Consider the following 18,071-nt stretch of genomic DNA (forward strand, 5'->3'; position numbering starts at 1 on the left):
CCGTCTGTGTCTCGGTCGAGTAGAGCGGGGAATTTCACCCCACCCTCTCACAGAACCGTACGTGACAGTCTCCCGTCATACGGCTCTTCTCATTCATCAGTCCTTAATCATGGCATAAAGCCATGCTTCCAATGCGCAAACAGATTGGGATTCGTTCGGGCTAGTCTTCTTAACCAGTTGATTGCCCCATAAAGGTTTCTTCTGTATTTCTTGTATTTCCAACACACCCATTTAAAGAGCCTGCTATTTAATACATAGAATACTTTCCATAATGCAGACTTCCTGAACCTGCTGTAATAGTTGATCCATCCGCTTATTTTCGGATTGAGCATACTTGCTATTACTTCCAGTCGGGTTTGTACCATACTATGCAGCTTCATTCCCTTCACTTCATCATTGATCTTTTTGACCGCTTCTTTGCTGATAGCTGGTGTGAAGCTGTAAAACCGCTTCCCTTGTTTTGATTTGCATTCTCTGGGCATAAATGTGTACCCAAGAAAACGGAAACTTATCAAAGGATGTTTTCGTCTTGTACGATTGCTATCCTTACAGTAAACAATTTTTGTTTTCTGTGGATGCACCCGTAGTTTACATTGTGTGAACCTTTCTGTTATCTTGGTTAAGACAAAACTGGCTTGTTCCGGTGTTCTGCAATGTACGATGATGTCGTCTGCGTATCTCTCAAATGGGAGTAATGGAAAATGGTATTGCATCCATTTGTCAAAACAATAGTGCAACATTAGGTTCGCCAGTAAAGGACTGATTACTCCGCCTTGTGGTGTTCCTACTGTTCTTTGTTTCAATATACCGTCTTTCTGTTGTACCGGTGCTTCCAACCATCTTGTTACGTACATTATTATCCACCTTTCTGTCACATGCCGCGCCAGCGCTTTCTTTAATAGCTCATGGTCTATTTCGTCAAAGAATGCCTGTATGTCCAGATCAATTACCATGTCATACGTTCTGCAATTGTGTGTCGCCTGCTCTAATGCATTATGTGCACTTTTACCGGGCCGATACCCAAAAGAACTACTATGAAAGACAGGCTCCAGTCCTGGTTCTATCAGGTCTTTAACAACCATTTGAGCTATCCGGTCACTGACTGTCGGAATGCCCAGTTTCCTAACCTTACCGCCCTCCTTTGGTATCTCAACTTCTTTTACCGCAGGAGGAAAATAGCTTCCTGAAGTGAGACGGTTCCAGAGTTTATACAGGTTGTTGGACAAGTTTGCATCAAAATCTTTAATGCTCTCTTCATCCACACCCGCACTTCCTCCGTTAGCCCTCACTTTATGATAAGCTTCCCATACCATCTGTTTACTGATGGGTATTGACTTTGATCCGCTCATTTTAATCCTCCCATTTTCGTGGTTGTCAAAACAATTTTGATCGAATGAGCTATAGCCTTCGCTCCATCCCCATTACAGAAACTTCATCACTACTACGCTATAGTCCGCCACCATGCTCCCCTTTGGTAGTGTCAGCCTTGCAGGATTTCTGCTTGGATTTTCCCTTAGCATGGAAACATGGTTTCTCCCGTTCCATAACAAAGCCTGCATTCAGATTCGTGCCATCTCTACACCGAACATCATACAGCCAGTAAACAGGTCTTCTGCTGTACTCTTCCCGCCGATACAGGAACACAGCGGTTTTGATGTTGTCAGTTCCTAATTTCGATGCTTCGTCAATGGTTCACTTGCGTTCACCTCTCTGATGCTTACCTGATCGTGGTCATGCCACAACCTTTTGGCTTAACGCTCACTACAATGGCTCTTAACCAATGCAGCTTAAGCTGGTTTGATAGCTGCTCCTGTCAGCCGCTATCAGAGGGCCTGCCTCCATCTCTGTTATAGTTGCACATAATCTGTTGAGTTATTATGTTCGGGACACACTCCTGCTTTTGGTTGACACATTTTGATGCTTATTTCAATCCTATTTTTTCCAATAGCTGTGTGAAAGTGTTGTCATCAACCTCTAATAGCTGTTGATGAACATATTTTGTCACGAAATCTGAAAACGGTTCTGCAGTTTTCGTTATGTGGGCTTCCGCCTGTGCTTGTGACGATATTGCGCCCGCAGGCTGATTAATATATTTATGGTATTTACGTAGCAAGTTCTCCAGGTCAAGGCTGCCATTATTAAAGTTGTCCTGGAACAGCAATAAGGTATCGATCTCTATCATTGTCACAGGATGGGCCGTAGGAAATACAACATTGTTAAATTCAGGTAGTTTTTTAAGATCACTCATTTCTTTTCGAAATAACCTCTCGACCCAATAATTCAGTCCGGGGGCACTGTAGAGAGAATCATGTACCAACAAAATAGGAAACACTTCGATATCCTCAACATTATATGCGTTTACGGGCAACTCATGCCTGGCCATTCGACCAATATTCTTTGCCAGTTGAAAAACAGCTTTTCCAAACCGATCCCGCTTGCCTTTGTCATTTTGGGAAAGCGTACTGGTTATCTTATCGTAACTGTAGGACATTTTTACATCAGCTGGTATAAAAACGTCCTTCGATTCGGTTAGAAAAATAGTGTTTCCCCGCCTTGTGAAGTGGTCTGGCTCGCTGTCTATAAGCCCTTTTTGCTTAAACATTTCACCTGTCAGCAATTCAGCGGGTTGACCGTTGAATATGGTTTGATATACACCATAGGTTAATTCACCTTCTGAGAAGTCCTGGCGCCAATGTCCAGGGAAGGAATCACCAGATAAGTAGATATTAGGTTCAGCTTTCACAATGCCTGATAAATGAAATGCTACACCATTGTAGGCAAACTTTGTTAGAAACATTTCATTAAGAACCTGGTATTTGTCTTCTTCGAGACGTAGTAATGGCTTTTTACGTAGTTCTTTGAAGTCATTCGGTGTTACTTCTTTCTCCTCGGTTTCGTTTTTGACAATCGCCTGGGTAGGAAATATTGAAAGGCAGTTTAAAAAGTCGATCCGTTTTTCATACTCTGGTCCAGGGGCCACCTCTAAGATTGTCCAGCCCCCTTTTTTGTTAATTCCACTGACAACTGCTTTACCTAAAGCTTGAAATAAGTCCAGTTTATCAGTACAGTGAAAATCCTCTAACATCTTTGCATATAGCTTCTCATATTTTGGCGTTCGCTCCATGTATTCTAGCATAAGCGCGAGCTTATGATTTTGTGTTTGAAATAACTGAGGAAAATTTCGATTCTGCAAGTCACTCTGCGGGAAGCTCAATCCAAGTACCATCGCTTGAAGTCTATCGACCTGGTCCGCTGTCTTATAGGATTGATGACCAAGTGCAAAATTCTTTAATGCTTTGTCATTGAACAGCAGCACGAGTTGTAGCAAGGGTAACGATGTTTCAGGTGACGGTGTAACTGCATCAACAATGTTAGGCTCAGTAACCGCCCATTCCAGCATGTACAGTAAGGATTCGTTAGAAAGTATATGGTTCTTTTTGCCATGTTTGGCCACTACCACCCCATAACGTCGCATAATATCTTGATATTCAGCACTGGACGAGGCTTGAAAGCTGTCAAAAGAAAACCAATCATACAGTAGTTCCTCTATGTTTTGATATTGCCCGAATTTAGTGAGGGATAAAAAATGGCTCGGCAGACTTAGTATAAGGCTACGACCGACCCTGTTGCCTAAATCTATCAGTGAAGGCTGGGATTCTGTTGGGTAAAAGTTACTAAACCCTAGCAGTAAGCTTTGACTTATGATTATTTTGTTGATCTTAAAAGTTTTATAGTAAGATTACGTCAGCAATAAAGTTGCCCTTTCTTTTTTGTTATAGTGTCATTTTCTTCTCATTTATTTAAATAGATACCCAACCTGGGCCTACAATATGTCCAGGATGGAGTATTATGGTGGGAAACGCTATCTGATTTACATCTTGCAACAGATAACACTCTATTTCAGCTTTTAAGACCCCATATTCACTGATAGGTCTTCTGATGTCAGATTCTTTAGACGGGACTTCAACTTTGTGCCCGCGTACCCAGATAGTGCCACAATGCATATAATGAGAGATTTGTCTGATGGGGCTTTTCACTAATTGCAGTGCGCTTTCAGGTTTGAAACAGATCAGATCTATAACCTGAAACCTTCTGAATGCTTTGATTGTGCAGTTATATCGGGACGGGACAGACCATTTATCAAATCGTTCGAAAACGTACCAAAACGTTCGAAATCGTTCGTGTTTGTGCATATGTGTTAAAGTGACTTTTTAAGCCGTTGTATCTTTGTTGCTCTATGAGAGTTAATCATATAAAAAGTGTAAATCGGAAATGTTCGTCCTAATTGGGGATTGTTAAGTATAACCAAGTATTTTCTTACCCAAAACAGGAAAGAGCCTTTTATACCATTGTACTTTTGATAAAAATTAATTCATGGAAAAGCATATGAAGAGTTTAGAAATACCGATAACTATTATTCAATTTTCCGATAGCAGTTAAATGTAGATAGTTCTACGATATAGTTTACCATAATTATTATTAATCCAAAAATAAGTTGATATGATAAAGCGAGATGAATTGATTACTATGCGGGCAATAGCTATTTGCTTCAAGCCATTTTTAAAACCCGAAGAAGCATTGATTTACTGCAATTTGGGAAGAACACAATTTGCTAAAAAGTGCGAGGAGGCGGGAGTTTATAAAAACAATAACGGGTATTACAAGCGTGAAGAGATTGATAAAATGTTGTCTGGCGAAGCATTATCTCTTTCTATACTTGTTCCAAAGCATAAGTTGAAAGTAGCGTAGAAATAAAGGCTATTCTCTTTTGAGGATAGCCTTTACCTTAAATGAATCTGGTGAATTTCATACCAGATTATGGTACCTTATTTGAATAATAATAGCAAATTTTATCATCATCTCCTTCTATAGATGCCTTTAGTAAGTATCGATACATAACTATTTTCACAATTCTTTTTCCGGTTTTTTCTGAACCTCCCGTTGTATAAAGCACCCCATCAGAGTATATATTCAAATTCAATACCTCACCGGGAGGAATCATTAGAATTGACGTACTGGGATTCGATGGATTGCAGAATACATCATACACATTTGTTTCCCATTTTTTACCATAGGAAACCTGTTTGTAAATTGAAAACCGTAGTGAGCTTGTTTGGGTATTATTTTTTATTTCTAACGATACACTGTCTTTTCCGAAACGAGAAGCAGTAATTGTCAACTTGGGTAATACCTGGGAGAAAACATTAGCTGGAATTACCAATAACAGGAATATATATATAAGTTTAGTTGCCATTAGTTGCAGTTTTAGTTGTTTCTTTTTTGGTTCCACCATTTGTTTTGTGTTCAGGAGTCGGATATTGGATTTTTACCTCTATTACCTGATTACCCTCACTTCGATATTCTTTTAATTTATCAAACAGACCAGTTTCGCATTCCGTACAACCGTGAGAATATCCTTTTTGCGAATCATGAAAATAGAATGAATTCAAATCTCTATCCTGCGGTGTTGCTCCTGTAACATTTACAGGTTCTAAACGTGCACGATTTTCACCCCAATCCGAGTATTCCCATCCAAAGCCGGGTTTGTTAGGGTTGGGAACATATTTAGGTATTTTTTCGATTCCGCCGTCCGGGCTTCTTTTTAAATCTGCCGTTTTCAGATCGGCTTCTGCAATTCTATCAGGATCTGGTTTAAGATTTATTTTATATTTCCCTTCAGGTGTAGGCCCCACCTGAGGATATTTCTGATATTTAGCCTGTTGGGTACTCATGGTTTCCTTTATTTTTGTACCATTAGGCATTGTGGTAATTTTCTGTGTCTTGTCCATTCCGGAAGTAGCTTTGAAAACAGAAAGTAAATTTGATTTATCACCATATTTTCCACCATACCAATATACTTTATTTCCAGTTGATAATATCCAGTCTGCTCCATCAGGGTCTATGCGGCTGATCGGATTATTCTCAACAAAGTTATATGGGGAGGCATGCGGGTATTTATGCGCCATTGGATCAATATTCCATGCAAAAACTACAGGATCAAAATTATAATTGTTATCTAATGTCTGTCCACTGGCGAACGCAATAATTTTATGCTGTTTAGTATTAAATAATCCACGGCCATATCGTTCTACCGGTTTAGTACCTATTTGCTCATCAAACAATCCCCAGGACAAACTTGCATATCTAGTTGTTGGTTCGCCGTTAAAGTTAGCAACAGGTTGTGCAACAGTATCGATCGTCCAGCCTTTAATGAGCATATTTTTCATTTTCAATGGCATCTCACGGTAACCAAGGGTATATAACCGGTTGATTAACTGTTGATAGACCTTAAATGTCTGGTCAGATTGCAGTTGCTCTACAGACTTGCCGCTATTAATAATGCGGGTTTCCAATATTTCTGACTTGCATAACATTGCATTCAGGCTAAGGCTATCATACTTTAAAGTCAATTCAGCACAATCCATCATAAAGCTATCATCAACTGTATTAAATTTATGCTCGAAACCTTTGGCAAGATAAACAAGACATAAAGCAATTGTTTGTTTTAAGTCTAACTCACGTAAGGAAATATTATTTTTTATTGCATCCTGGGTAGTATGTGTAAGTGTTGACAATGTACCTGTGCCTGGAAATGCTTTGTTTGCTATCTCAACATTATATGGTATTCCCTTGTCATCAGCATGACTTATATAAATGTGTCCCGGAGCTGTACAAACACTGGCATCAGAGTTTAACCTTTCAGAAAAGATCTTAAAAAGAGAAACAAACGCAAAACAATTACCCTGGCCGTTGTCTAATAAGTTAGTTGCCTGTGTATTAGTCCAGTCTGTAGACCCTAGCGGGTCATTAGTTGCATAGCTGAAAGGAAGATGGTAAAATATTTTATTGGTATCGACAAAATACAGAGTATCTGTCATATATGAAAATATAGCTGCATTGGTTAATGCCTTTTCATAATATCCTTTTCCCTTATTACTATGCTCCTTTAAAGCATCTAAAAAATTTGAAGGTTGTATTTGCTCCTGTTGGCCTCTTGTTTGTGCAATAATAGTACGTATGATTGCAGTATCTCTTGATATTACTCCCTGGAAGTCAACATAACTTAACTGATTATTCCACCACGCATTTTCTGTCAAAAATATAGCACGTTCGTAGCTCAATGGTTGTTTGCCACTTAGCATGTTTTCCATTTCATGCAAAGCGGATCTATAATAAAGTTTTGATTGTTCAATTACTTGGCCAGATAAGGATAAAGGAACCCATAAAAGAAATACAATGAACGCTAATAGACGAATTCTCATATGAGAATGAATTAATTTATTTTATAAAAAGATTACGTTTTTCTTTACTGTTAAAGTTATATTCCTGCTGAATATTATTTCTGAATTCATGATATTTCATCATTTCTTCATACATGTCTTTTGACTGATCCTGATAGCCAAGTTGACTAATTATTTTTTCATTTTCTAGCCACTTGTTATATAGTCTTTGTGCTTCCGATGACTGATTAATATTGCTTAATTTGTTAATGCCATTTTTGCGCATTACTTGTGCTAATTCGTAGCTATAAAGATTACTGTAAGTGAAGTATAGGGTAAGGTTATTATTCTTCGGGAAATATGGTTTAGCAGTATTGATACAATCAACTATAAATTTTTCATCTGCTGCACCAAACTTTCTAAAATAACCAAATGATAGTTGTAAAATAATATCGGCGATCATTTGCTTTCCCCCAATTGGATTTAGGTATATACCATTTCTTACAGCCTGTGCACTAATAAACATATTGTCCAGATACCACTCATTTGTTATATCCCAATGTGAGGTTGGTTCATAGTTTCTCATTCTACCTTGTTTGTCTGGGTATTTTATAAGAGAATGTTGTGGCGCAATTGCTAAATATGCTTTTCCTCCTAATGCTTCTATAAGTGACAAATAGACCGCAGGTAAAGAGTTACATTGCCCGGTTCCCGTTGCCAAACATTTTGTAAGAGAAAAATTCCTGTAGTCTTTATCTCCAGTGTAGTCATTAAAATCATATTTGAATGGGAGGTGTGTTATGGTTTCCAAAGATTGTTTACCATCAGTTCTTTGTTTAGAAGTTGTAATATTAAGTCGTTCTCCCATAAATTGCTGAACACCATAATTAATAACCGTATTATCCTTTATGTTCAAATTTCTTTGTAATATCCATTCTCTAATAAAATCGGCAGATTCTTTAATGATACCTTTAAATTCCTTTTGCGTAAGATATGCATCTCCGTATGCATTCTCCATAATAAAATACGCATCCGAAACAGATAGCTTTCTTTTATCTGACAACATGTCTTTGAGCACCTGTAGTGCGTCAGTATACGATTTAGTTTTCAAACCAAATTCATCCGAACTATAATTTTCCGGTGTAATTACTGTCCCAGGAGCCCTGTTCATATCCTGACCAGCAATTTCTTTCAATAAATTAAATAATTCCTGTTGCTTATTTATTTGGAAACTATTTTGTGAGCCAGAACTATACGCAGGGTCTTTAGCCATTTTTTCCTTAATCATTGCTTGCACAACGCGTTGGTTATTCGCCGGGTCATTAGATGTACCGTAATAAATATTATTTTGGTTAGTTTGACGCAAAATGTCATTGGCCGTTGCTCCCATTCGTAATTGACCATTTGGATCCGAAGGTACACCCGGTTGGGGAGAGATTGATTTTGAAATTGGAGAATAGGGAAGCTGTGCGAATGAAAAGGTTACTGGTAATATTAACAAAATAGCTACTACTATCCTCATAGGTATGGAAAAAAGTGAAAAAACTAAACTAGAGATTACTCAAAAATAAAGATAATTATTTACCGCTCTTGTTCATACAATATAATGAGTCAAAGCAGAAGAAAGCGATAAAGTCCCGAAAGTTATATACTTGGGTTGTGACTTAAGCATATAACTTGAATAAAGATAGAGAATTTCCGAGAAAGCCTTTAAATAGTTATTATAAGAAATTATCGTTCTGCGTACACGAGGTTAGTTTATCATGTGGAGTATTCAGTTAATGTAATGATATCCATTATTTTATATTTCTCTGAAAGTGGCTTATAAAACAACGGCTATTCCCTTTTTGAATAGCCGTTGTTTATATAGGACTTACACAAATGAAGTTATATCAGAATACGGCAAATGACTAATGGCCGCAGATTGATCTTTAGGTTTATGCCTTTTATATGTCTGCTGCACCTGTCTTGTTGTAGTATGGCCCATAAGATAAGCGATGGTTACATCATCCACATTCTGATCTTTTAATAAGATTGAAAAACTTAAACGGGCGCAAGACCATGTAATACGTTTAAGGATTTTTGCATGTTTAACCCATCCATCAAGAACTTTATTTGATCCGTTCGCAGTGGGTAGATAAAAAGCTTTGCTGCTCGCCCCGACCTTACCCAGCGATAGCCTTTTAATTTCTTCCAGGATGGCCAATCCAATGGGGTGAAGAGTCAAAGTTACTGGCTTCCCCGTTTTCTTCTGGATAATACGGGTTATCAGTATGCCTCCCTGAATATCCTTCCATTCCAGTTTTTTTACATCTACCCATCTTAATCCGGTATAGCAACTAAAAAGAAAGGCCAGCTTGACTTGTTGATTAAGACAGGGTGTATTTAATAAGGCTATATATTCTTCCGCTTCCAGGTGTTCTTTTAATGTTATACTAGGATTACTTACTGCTGGTATATCTTCTGTAGGGTTTATCCTGAAATAGCTATCTCTAGATGCCGCCTTTATCACCCATTTAAAACGGGCATAATAGTTTGCGGGTGTTTCACCTGTAAGTTTATCAAGCAGATACCTACGGAACCGCTTACAGAAGTTCTCCGTTATATCAACCGGGGAAATGAAATCACTTTTTATGAACTCTTTAAATTTGGTAAGGCAGCAGGTTAGATGTCTGTTTCCTTCTCTTTTATTTAATTTGATGTACTCCTCAAAATATTCCACAAAATTCGCCTTGAACTTATGAGCCGGAATAATGGAGGTGCCTATAGCTTGTTGCTCTATTGTTAACTGGCTTTTCTTTGTTTCCAGGATTTTTAGCGCCTCTTTGTTGAAGTTTTTCTGTTCCAGACCATTGGGCCTGGCATAAATAAAGATACCAGTAGAAGGGCGTTGTCCTGGTCCCCGTCCAAGGTCATAAAAGAAATGAATTTTATCTCCTTTCTTGTTTAGCTTTTCTCCAATGTTCATAAAAGTGCTTTTTTAATGGTGACAGCAGAAAGGCTCAATGAATGTGCCATGCCAATAAAAAATGTGCTTGTGGAAACAACGTCTAAGAACAAACGGGAATTCTTGTGAAAAGGTGAGAAAAAGAAACTTGAAATTAATTTTTGCAATCTGTCTGTAACTCTTGTCAGTACTGACATTTCGGCTTTTAAATAACTGCCAAAATCGAGTGTCATTTCGAGTGTCAAACCGAGTGTCAAATAGGGCGTTTTAGCCACATTTTTGAGCATAATTCCCCTTGAATAGTGCCGGAGGTATTCCGGTAGGATGCCTGCAAAACTGAGTGTCATTGCGAGTGTCATTTGAGTGTCGTAAATAGTGGTAGAAAGGGTTTAAAAGCATGATTTTACGACATTAGCACATAAAAAAGCTCTGTAAATCAAAGACTTACAGAGCTATTAAGTGCCCAGAACAGGAATCGAACCTGCACACCCTTGCGAATACAAGATTTTGAGTCTAGCGCGTCTACCAGTTCCGCCATCTGGGCAAAGCAACTGTCCTACAGTTGCGGGTTGCAAATGTATAAAAAAAACTTAAACCACAAATAATTTTTTAAAGATTATTGGTATATCGGAAATTGCCGATATCTTTGTGTCACAAGAAATAAAACAATGAACGTAAATAGCTTATTCCAACCTTTCAGCCTCAAATCCTTACACCTCAAAAACAGGATTGTAATGGCGCCAATGACAAGATCATTCTCCCCTAATGGTATCCCCGGCGATAACGTCGCCGCTTATTACCAACGGAGGGCAGCAGGGGAAGTAGGACTCATATTGTCCGAAGGTACTGTAATAGACCGTCCATCCTCTTCATACGATCCAAACATCCCGCATTTCTACGGTGAACAGGCACTAAAAGGCTGGGAAAAAACAATAAACGATGTACACGCTGCCGGCGGCAGTATGGGCCCGCAAATCTGGCACCAGGGAATCATGGGGAAATATCACACCGGCTGGTTACCTCCAGCTCCGTTTGAAGGCCCTTCCGGCATACTCAAACCAGGAGAAACAAACGGTAAGGCAATGACAGATGCAGACATCGCCGACGTTATCGCCGCTTTCGGTAAAGCCGCCGCAGATGCCAAAAGATTAGGTTTCGACTGCGTGGAGCTCCATGGCGCTCACGGATACCTGATCGACCAGTTCTTCTACGAAGTGACCAATGCCCGTACCGATAAATACAACGGGAAAACCGTAGCAGAAAGAAGCTTATTTGCTACAGAAGTAATCAAAGAAGTACGCAGACAGGTAGGAGAGGACTTCGCAATCATCATCCGCCTCTCTCAATGGAAACCCTTAGACTACACCCATAAAATGGCTAAAACACCAGAAGAAATGGGGGCATGGCTCAACCTCCTCGCTGACGCTGGAATAGACATCTTCCATTGCTCTCAACGCCGTTTCTGGGAACCTGAATTCGAAGGCTCCGATCTCAACTTCGCTGGCTGGGCCAAAAAATTAACCGGAAAACCTACGATTACAGTTGGCTCAGTTGGCCTGTCCGGTGACTTCCTGTCTGCCTTCGCCGGTGAAAGCTCTGAACCAAGTTCTTTAGATGAACTATTACGCCGCTACGACCGCGGAGATTTCGATCTGGTAGCTGTAGGACGTCCTATATTAGCAGATCCTGAATGGGTGAAGAAAATTAAGAACGGTCGTACTTCCGAATTAAAAGGATTCTCCAAAGAAGCGCTCGCTCAATTGCTTTAGTAAACGAAGTGACCTACTGTTTAATAAGTGTCTTAAACAGTACAGGAAGAACCTAAACTCTCCTGGAAGCTCTGTATAACCGGGGATAGACTACTATATAAGCTGTATATAAGCCCACCCTAAATAAGGTGGGCTTATATACCAGTTACAGAGGACTTATAGTGGGCTTATATAGGGCTTATACCCTCATATAGGCTGAATGTCAGTAGGTTATAAGTAGTAATTACTATTTCAATACTTTTATTATTGATTAGCAATACATTAGAATGTTACATGGCCTTCTATGACTAATATAAAAACTATTTATTCTGATTGCTGATCCTTTAATACATTATCACTCACCTTCCTGTTCTTAAGGATCCTGATATAATTAAGCGCTAAACGATTGTTACAATTCTCATACGACTTCTGCGCCCATTCAATCGCTTTATCAAGATCACCATTTATCTCAGAGATAATCGCCATATTGTAACATGCCCTGCCAGAAATTTTTATACTGGTATTACCCGTTTCACGTTGCCATAATTCTGCCGCTCCATTCCAGTTGCCCGTCTGCGCTTTCCGTTTTGCAATCTTGAAATTATCCGTTCCCTTTACATAATAATCTCTTGATACTCTTATCCAGTAAGGAATTATCCTTAACGCATAATCCTTCCCGGCTTTATTTCCCACTTCTTTTACTGCTTCCTTCCGGTCGAGAATAGCACCAGCAGCAGCTACAGGATTAATCCCTTTACCAGAGAATGTAATATCCCTTGCTATAGAATACTCATCAAGAATATTCTTACTCGCCGGATCATAAATCCGCCATCCAGTCTTAACCGTCGTCAGCATATTAGCATGATGTTCTATGCCCGGTATATTGCCAAGTGGCGTCTTTATTGTAATAGGGACCGCTGCATAACTTACTTTGGAATCAGTATCGAAAAGCTCCAGCACAAAAAGCGCATCTACTTTATTATCTCTGCATATCTGATTTATCGTCTCCCAGGGCAGGGGAGCAGAGTATAACCCGGGAACAGTTGTCCGTAAATCAATACTGTTAAATGCAGTCACATTCGTAAACCTGTTATTCTTAAAAAGTTCATCTGTAACTCCTATGATAGTGGCATTAGAACCTTCTTTATCAAGATTAACGCCTTCCATGGAAAAGACTTTATCCACCACATCAACCGCTTTATTTGCATCCGAGACTACACTTCTGTTAATCACACCAACATTCTTAATGTATGGGGGAATAGTTACCGGTGCCGGCTTCAAAACACTTATGTAAACCAAGTTAGTTGTGCGGCAGGAACAAAAACTGATTATCACGAAAAGAATGGAAATTAAGATTCTCATGCTGTTTTATTTGCTTCTATCAGCACAAAATAGAAATAAATATTATATAATATAATTATATATTGAAATAATAAGTATTTATTTAACAAGTGAATGATTATCAATTGAATAGGTCTTTTAAAATACTAGGAGATACATTATTTTTTCGCTTAAATAATTTCAGGTTGATAACTCCGACCAGATACGTTGTCGCAATTACCCCCATAAATGGCCCATTTACATCCCTTGCCATTTAGTATTTTCGTTTAAGTTTGATCCATGCAAAAACGACTTATAATATTCCTCTTTATGGTGATAACACATTTGCAAATGAATGCACAGCAAACAGCAACCGTGAACGGGTTAAAACTGTATTATGAGATCCACGGCACAGGTATGCCACTGGTACTATTACACGGCGGAGGCTCTACAATAATGACTACCTATGGCACCATCCTGAATGACCTTGCGAAATCGCACCAGGTAATAGCTATAGAACTGCAGGCACACGGTCATACCCCGGATATAGACCGCCCCCTCAGCTTCGAACAGGATGCTGATGATGTGGCCGCTCTGCTAAACCAGCTCCATATCAAAAAAGCAGATATCATGGGATTCAGCAATGGCGGCACTACCGCATTACAGGTCGCTATCCGCCATCCGGAACTGGTAAACAAACTGGTACTGGCCTCCACTACCTACAAACGGGATGGTCTGCCGCCTGGCTTCTTTGAGGGCATGCAACATGCTACCCTGGATAATATGCCCCAACCCCTCAAAGACGCCTATATTAAAATCAATCCGGACCCTAAAGGGTTAGAAGCCATGTTTCATAGAGATGCAAACAGGATGATAGCCTTCAAAGATATCAGTGACAAAGACATAAAGGGGATCCAGGCTCCTGCACTGGTCATTAACGGTGATGCGGAAGTAATACGTGCGGAACATGCAATGGAGTTATCACGTACACTGCCACACGCACAATTAGCCATCTTACCGGGTGGACATGGAGATTACATAGGAGAAATATGTGCGCCGGATAAACACAGCAAAATACCTGCCCTGGTAGTGGCCATGATAGACGACTTCCTCAAATAACGATACATTCAGTATCTTTCACCATTGATTAAAAACCTTAAATATGGAAGAGAGAAAAGCGATCCCCACACTGTACGATTGGGCCGGTGGTAAAGACGCGCTCGAAAAATTAACAAAACTGTTTTATGAGAAGGTGTTGAAAGATGATCTGCTATATCCCGTATTCAAAAACATGTCTACTGATCATAGTAATCATGTAGCCCATTTTATTGCAGAAGTTTTTGGAGGCCCTAAATTGTACTCAGAAGAAGATAAAGGTAGTCATGCCATCATGATTACACACCATCTTGGTAAGATGCTGGACGAACCTAAAAGAAAAAGGTGGATGGACCTGCTACTGGAAAGCGCGGATGAAACAGGCCTGGCCAGCGACCCCGAATTCCGTTCGGCCCTTGTTGGCTATTTAGAATGGGGGAGCCGTATAGCCGTCATCAATTCAAATACAAACGATAACCCGGTTAACGAAAATGAGCCAATGCCCAAATGGGGCTGGGGAGAAACAAAAGGACCTTACCAGGGATAGCAATCACGCTATATCCGTATTGTCATCCTTACTAACAAGCCATTGTGTAAACTTATATCTCGGTAGTATTTCGCTCATTTTCTTCTTCAGCCACTTGGAAACAATCTCAAATACAATAAACCCTATTATAATTGAGATGCTCCATTCCAAAGTACTGTAAGTATGCTTATCAAGTACCGTCTTATGCGTGGCTCGTCCCCATAAATTCCAGATACTGCGGGTGGTAAAGAAATGAGACACCAGGCGTGTAGAGGTCATCCCGATCACGAATCCTAAAAAATTACCAATATAATTGCTGTATACGTATTCAGCGAACTTCTTAACAACCGTGATTTTCATAGGGCTACATTTTCGAATGCTAAACTAATACCTAAATGTTGAAAATTCTACCCCTGTTTGAACCTTTTTAGCTGATCCCGCTGGAATATCCACTCAGGCGTATAAAGATTGCTGTTAAACGCTGTACTATACCACGGACTTAACATAGACGTGGGATTTCTCAATACATGTATATTCTGTGCAGGCATATAACTCTGTGCGATCAGAAATATCTTCTCACCGGTCGCTGCCTTGTAAGCCACATCCACCACAATCACCGCATGCCCCGGAGATCCTCCTTTAATAAAAACATACCCTGGCGCTATATCTTTAACGTTCGTCACAGTCTGGAGTTCTTTCGAAAGAGATAATGTACCTGCATAGGAAAACACCGTTTGTAAATAACTGTCAAAACATCCCCGTCCGGTGCATGGGGCAGCCTGTAGCTGTTTACTTAATTTACCTTGCTTTTCAGGGAAACGATACCCTTTCATCCAGCTGGCATAATCCATAGAGGTTCCATCGGTTGCCTTAAAACTGATCTGCTGGTATAACGCATGTGCATACTGATATTCGGCATACAGCCGCATTACCGCGTCTGCACACTGTTGAAGGTCCTTGTCCCCGACACTCACATCCAAAACGGCATATTGAGCCAGTTGGTTGAACTTTTTGGTCCCGTTGTACAAATACACCGTCTTATCCTTTTTAAGCGGAATTTGCCGTAGCCAGGCCCCAAAAGAACCTGCCTTTTGAGTTATCCGCTGATATCCTTCCGGTAAAGGGATCTCCCCGATACTTTGCCCGGATACTGACATAGAGCATCCTATCAATAAAAATAGAAATATAACAGGTTTCATGGTGTTGAGATGCAGAAAGACAGAATTTCCATAAAACTCCCGGAAATAGGAGAGGGATTCAAAAATACTAATTAAATTAGCGACTAAGTTATTCACCTGTAGCCGGTGATCAGTATCAGAAGGGCTTCAAAAAGGCTGAAGCTGTTCAGGTGCTTATCACTCATAACCTATACACCTGGTTATATAAAAAAACTTTATTTTTCAATAAATAGAACTTTTCAATTAGTCCCTTGTTACCATTTTATACCGATCTAAATTCTTACTATGAAGTTTTTACCAAGAATAACTCAAACGAAAACCTGGTTAACTGTATTCCTCATCATGTCATTAACAACGATCTGTTCTGCGCAAGATGTAAAGCCGGAAAAGACTAAAAAGGGCAAGCCTTATACACTCAAAATCAGAAAAGGAGATTATTGGATAGGTGGCGGATTAGGACTAAGTGGTTCTGTGGCTCCACTGGGTCAGTATATAGGCACAGCTGCCAACCTTTCTATAAAAGGGGGGTACCACATTATCGATAAGTTATCTGTCGGAATTACCATCACCGGCGCTATCAGTATTACTGATAAAAAAGCGAACGGAGTATATACCCGTGGTATTAGTGTGTTGGCAGGCCCACTTGTTCAGTACATGATACCTCTCACTAAAACACTGTACCTGGCACCAACGGCGGCTGTTACCTACGGCCCCATAGACATCAAATCCATGACATCCGCCGCAGGCGCACCGGAACAGTATGTAAAAGTAAAAGGTAATGCCTTTTGCCAGATTTTGGGCGTAGGGCCTTTTTTTGAGGTAATACCCGGAAGAGCAAGCTTTGGCGCGCATCTTCTCTATTCTTTCCTGCAACAGACAACGAATGTCTATGCTAATGATGGTACTCTTATTCCCAATACTAAAATCAAAGACAATAAAAGCGGTCCGGGTATGATCATGGAATTTAAATTGCATTTTTAACAACCCGGAACTTCTCCCTGCAAATAAAATCCCGGTAAGTATTCTATATAGATGAATATTTACCGGGATTTTAGAATGAGAGAGATGCAAAATGTTTGTGATCCTATAAAGCTCTGAAAGTCGCATTTGTATACGCAGAATCTACATTCCCTGCAAATACCATGATACCCGCTTTGTTACCAACGGCAGGTTGCCACGTTGCTGCTGCTTTTGCACTTGTAAGTGTATTATAAACCTTGGCGACCCCTATCATTGTTTTGGCAGCGCCAATAGAATCCGACCAGCGGTTAAACCGGGTAACATTATTCTGGAAATAACCCATATCCTGTACAAAGTTGAGATATTTTGCTACATCCGGCGATTGCCCGATCGCGTAACCGGCCCGTCCGCCGGTATATATTGCCGCCGTGTATATTGTGTAGCTGCTGTCCGGAGAAAGCGGCCCGTAATATTTCCCCAATTCTTTTATCAGTGTAATGAAATTGCTGTTTGCCGGTGTATTTGCCATATGTTCAACATCAAGGGCAATTCCATCGAGATGTAGTGAATCAGTGATACAGGCTTTAACAAATGCTGCAAATTGCTGATAGTTCAATCCCTTTCCCTGGTAGTCAGTAAATGGAGTAGTGGTATTCCACGAACTGGCATCATCTACATTCATCAGCACTTTCACCCCTGCTTTCTGTAAAGTCCTTACATGGGTAAGGATCGATTTATAGGAGTGATAGTTGGGATTGACAGTCAGTATGTAACTATCACTCTTGCCATAATGTACAGAATCTGCCATTTCCCAGGCAGTACCTTCAAACAGTACCACTACATTGGCCTCAGTTGCAAAGTTCGTGAGCGGAAGGAGGTTGGGCGTTGCATCAAAAGCATAATAAGCCACCTTAAAGGGTGGTTTGGGTATTTTTATATGTAAACTATCCGTGACTGGCGGGTTGATAACGGGAGGTGCATCTTTTTTCTGACAGGAAACAATGCTCATGATTGGGATGAGCACACATGCATAGTACAGTTGTTTAATCATAGCGGGTTCATTTTAGCTGATATGAA

Annotated in this window: 16 protein-coding genes and 1 tRNA gene; 5 read left to right on the forward strand and 12 right to left on the reverse strand. The window is 40.0% G+C overall.

Going from position 1 to position 18,071, the window contains the following annotated elements:
* Positions 1 to 107: 107 nt before the first annotated feature.
* Positions 108 to 1,349, reverse strand: coding sequence for a group II intron reverse transcriptase/maturase (gene ltrA, locus GO495_RS29995; RefSeq protein WP_157303646.1), 1,242 nt, complete (start codon positions 1,347 to 1,349; stop codon positions 108 to 110).
* A 572-nt stretch (positions 1,350 to 1,921) separates the two neighbouring features.
* Entirely contained in the window at positions 1,922 to 3,475 is a 1,554-nt protein-coding gene (locus GO495_RS30000) for a hypothetical protein (protein ID WP_157303647.1), read from the reverse strand.
* Between the two features lie 1,025 nt (positions 3,476 to 4,500).
* Between GO495_RS30000 and GO495_RS30005 the strand changes: the two genes are divergently transcribed.
* Positions 4,501 to 4,749, forward strand: a complete 249-nt coding sequence (locus GO495_RS30005; RefSeq protein WP_157303648.1) for a hypothetical protein — start codon at positions 4,501 to 4,503, stop codon at positions 4,747 to 4,749.
* 67 nt (positions 4,750 to 4,816) lie between these two features.
* Here the strand turns inward: GO495_RS30005 and GO495_RS30010 are convergent, their stop codons facing one another.
* The 6 genes from GO495_RS30010 to GO495_RS30035 form a co-directional block, all read right to left on the reverse strand.
* Positions 4,817 to 5,254 (reverse strand): hypothetical protein, encoded by a 438-nt coding sequence (locus tag GO495_RS30010; protein WP_157303649.1) that lies wholly within the window; start codon positions 5,252 to 5,254, stop codon positions 4,817 to 4,819.
* Positions 5,244 to 7,262 (reverse strand): hypothetical protein, encoded by a 2,019-nt coding sequence (locus GO495_RS30015; protein WP_157303650.1) that lies wholly within the window; start codon positions 7,260 to 7,262, stop codon positions 5,244 to 5,246. Before GO495_RS30015 ends, GO495_RS30010 begins: the two co-directional genes overlap by 11 nt.
* 16 nt (positions 7,263 to 7,278) lie before the next feature.
* Positions 7,279 to 8,742, reverse strand: coding sequence for a hypothetical protein (locus GO495_RS30020; protein ID WP_157303651.1), 1,464 nt, complete (start codon positions 8,740 to 8,742; stop codon positions 7,279 to 7,281).
* A 351-nt stretch (positions 8,743 to 9,093) separates the two neighbouring features.
* Positions 9,094 to 10,188 (reverse strand): site-specific integrase, encoded by a 1,095-nt coding sequence (locus GO495_RS30025; RefSeq protein ID WP_157303652.1) that lies wholly within the window; start codon positions 10,186 to 10,188, stop codon positions 9,094 to 9,096.
* Positions 10,185 to 10,526: a hypothetical protein gene (locus tag GO495_RS30030; protein WP_157303653.1), complete on the reverse strand. Its 342-nt coding sequence runs from the start codon at positions 10,524 to 10,526 to the stop codon at positions 10,185 to 10,187. Before GO495_RS30030 ends, GO495_RS30025 begins: the two co-directional genes overlap by 4 nt.
* A gap of 101 nt (positions 10,527 to 10,627) precedes the next feature.
* A tRNA-Leu gene (locus GO495_RS30035) sits at positions 10,628 to 10,711 on the reverse strand.
* A 124-nt stretch (positions 10,712 to 10,835) separates the two neighbouring features.
* Here GO495_RS30035 and GO495_RS30040 point away from each other — a divergent pair.
* The gene (locus tag GO495_RS30040; protein ID WP_157303654.1) at positions 10,836 to 11,936 is read left to right on the forward strand and encodes an NADH:flavin oxidoreductase; all 1,101 of its coding nucleotides are present in this window, start codon (positions 10,836 to 10,838) and stop codon (positions 11,934 to 11,936) included.
* Positions 11,937 to 12,239: 303 nt separating this feature from the next.
* Here GO495_RS30040 and GO495_RS30045 read toward each other — a convergent pair whose 3' ends face one another.
* Positions 12,240 to 13,277, reverse strand: a complete 1,038-nt coding sequence (locus tag GO495_RS30045) for a DUF6340 family protein (RefSeq protein ID WP_157303655.1) — start codon at positions 13,275 to 13,277, stop codon at positions 12,240 to 12,242.
* A 258-nt stretch (positions 13,278 to 13,535) separates the two neighbouring features.
* Here GO495_RS30045 and GO495_RS30050 point away from each other — a divergent pair, with 258 nt between their 5' ends.
* Together GO495_RS30050 and GO495_RS30055 are read left to right on the forward strand one after the other, a co-directional pair.
* The gene (locus tag GO495_RS30050) at positions 13,536 to 14,354 is read left to right on the forward strand and encodes an alpha/beta fold hydrolase (protein ID WP_157303656.1); all 819 of its coding nucleotides are present in this window, start codon (positions 13,536 to 13,538) and stop codon (positions 14,352 to 14,354) included.
* Between the two features lie 43 nt (positions 14,355 to 14,397).
* Positions 14,398 to 14,877: a group II truncated hemoglobin gene (locus GO495_RS30055; protein ID WP_157303657.1), complete on the forward strand. Its 480-nt coding sequence runs from the start codon at positions 14,398 to 14,400 to the stop codon at positions 14,875 to 14,877.
* Positions 14,878 to 14,880: 3 nt separating this feature from the next.
* On the opposite strand, the gene GO495_RS30060 is transcribed toward GO495_RS30055, so the two are convergent.
* Positions 14,881 to 15,216, reverse strand: a complete 336-nt coding sequence (locus GO495_RS30060; RefSeq protein ID WP_157303658.1) for a hypothetical protein — start codon at positions 15,214 to 15,216, stop codon at positions 14,881 to 14,883.
* A gap of 47 nt (positions 15,217 to 15,263) precedes the next feature.
* On the reverse strand, positions 15,264 to 16,013 hold the full coding sequence (locus tag GO495_RS30065) for a DUF4846 domain-containing protein (RefSeq protein ID WP_205691356.1): 750 nt from the start codon (positions 16,011 to 16,013) through the stop codon (positions 15,264 to 15,266).
* Positions 16,014 to 16,319: 306 nt separating this feature from the next.
* Between GO495_RS30065 and GO495_RS30070 the strand changes: the two genes are divergently transcribed.
* Complete coding sequence (locus GO495_RS30070; protein ID WP_157303660.1) at positions 16,320 to 17,015, forward strand: hypothetical protein; 696 nt, start codon at positions 16,320 to 16,322, stop codon at positions 17,013 to 17,015.
* A 103-nt stretch (positions 17,016 to 17,118) separates the two neighbouring features.
* On the opposite strand, the gene GO495_RS30075 is transcribed toward GO495_RS30070, so the two are convergent.
* Entirely contained in the window at positions 17,119 to 18,045 is a 927-nt protein-coding gene (locus GO495_RS30075) for an EndoS/ChiA family endoglycosidase (RefSeq protein ID WP_157303661.1), read from the reverse strand.
* Positions 18,046 to 18,071 lie beyond the last annotated feature (26 nt).

Origin of the sequence: Chitinophaga oryziterrae, from assembly GCF_009758125.1 — a bacterium.
GTDB classification, from domain to species: domain Bacteria; phylum Bacteroidota; class Bacteroidia; order Chitinophagales; family Chitinophagaceae; genus Chitinophaga; species Chitinophaga oryziterrae.

Excerpts from the sequence above, each read along its gene's own strand:
- ltrA (WP_157303646.1), bottom strand. The coding sequence starts at position 1,349 with ATGAGCGGATCAAAGTCAATACCCATCAGTAAACAGATGGTATGGGAA.
- GO495_RS30000 (WP_157303647.1), bottom strand. The coding sequence starts at position 3,475 with ATGCGACGTTATGGGGTGGTAGTGGCCAAACATGGCAAAAAGAACCAT.
- GO495_RS30005 (WP_157303648.1), top strand. The coding sequence starts at position 4,501 with ATGATAAAGCGAGATGAATTGATTACTATGCGGGCAATAGCTATTTGC.
- GO495_RS30010 (WP_157303649.1), bottom strand. The coding sequence starts at position 5,254 with ATGGCAACTAAACTTATATATATATTCCTGTTATTGGTAATTCCAGCT.
- GO495_RS30015 (WP_157303650.1), bottom strand. The coding sequence starts at position 7,262 with ATGAGAATTCGTCTATTAGCGTTCATTGTATTTCTTTTATGGGTTCCT.
- GO495_RS30020 (WP_157303651.1), bottom strand. The coding sequence starts at position 8,742 with ATGAGGATAGTAGTAGCTATTTTGTTAATATTACCAGTAACCTTTTCA.
- GO495_RS30025 (WP_157303652.1), bottom strand. The coding sequence starts at position 10,188 with ATGAACATTGGAGAAAAGCTAAACAAGAAAGGAGATAAAATTCATTTC.
- GO495_RS30030 (WP_157303653.1), bottom strand. The coding sequence starts at position 10,526 with ATGACACTCGCAATGACACTCAGTTTTGCAGGCATCCTACCGGAATAC.
- GO495_RS30040 (WP_157303654.1), top strand. The coding sequence starts at position 10,836 with ATGAACGTAAATAGCTTATTCCAACCTTTCAGCCTCAAATCCTTACAC.
- GO495_RS30045 (WP_157303655.1), bottom strand. The coding sequence starts at position 13,277 with ATGAGAATCTTAATTTCCATTCTTTTCGTGATAATCAGTTTTTGTTCC.
- GO495_RS30050 (WP_157303656.1), top strand. The coding sequence starts at position 13,536 with ATGCAAAAACGACTTATAATATTCCTCTTTATGGTGATAACACATTTG.
- GO495_RS30055 (WP_157303657.1), top strand. The coding sequence starts at position 14,398 with ATGGAAGAGAGAAAAGCGATCCCCACACTGTACGATTGGGCCGGTGGT.
- GO495_RS30060 (WP_157303658.1), bottom strand. The coding sequence starts at position 15,216 with ATGAAAATCACGGTTGTTAAGAAGTTCGCTGAATACGTATACAGCAAT.
- GO495_RS30065 (WP_205691356.1), bottom strand. The coding sequence starts at position 16,013 with ATGTCAGTATCCGGGCAAAGTATCGGGGAGATCCCTTTACCGGAAGGA.
- GO495_RS30070 (WP_157303660.1), top strand. The coding sequence starts at position 16,320 with ATGAAGTTTTTACCAAGAATAACTCAAACGAAAACCTGGTTAACTGTA.
- GO495_RS30075 (WP_157303661.1), bottom strand. The coding sequence starts at position 18,045 with ATGATTAAACAACTGTACTATGCATGTGTGCTCATCCCAATCATGAGC.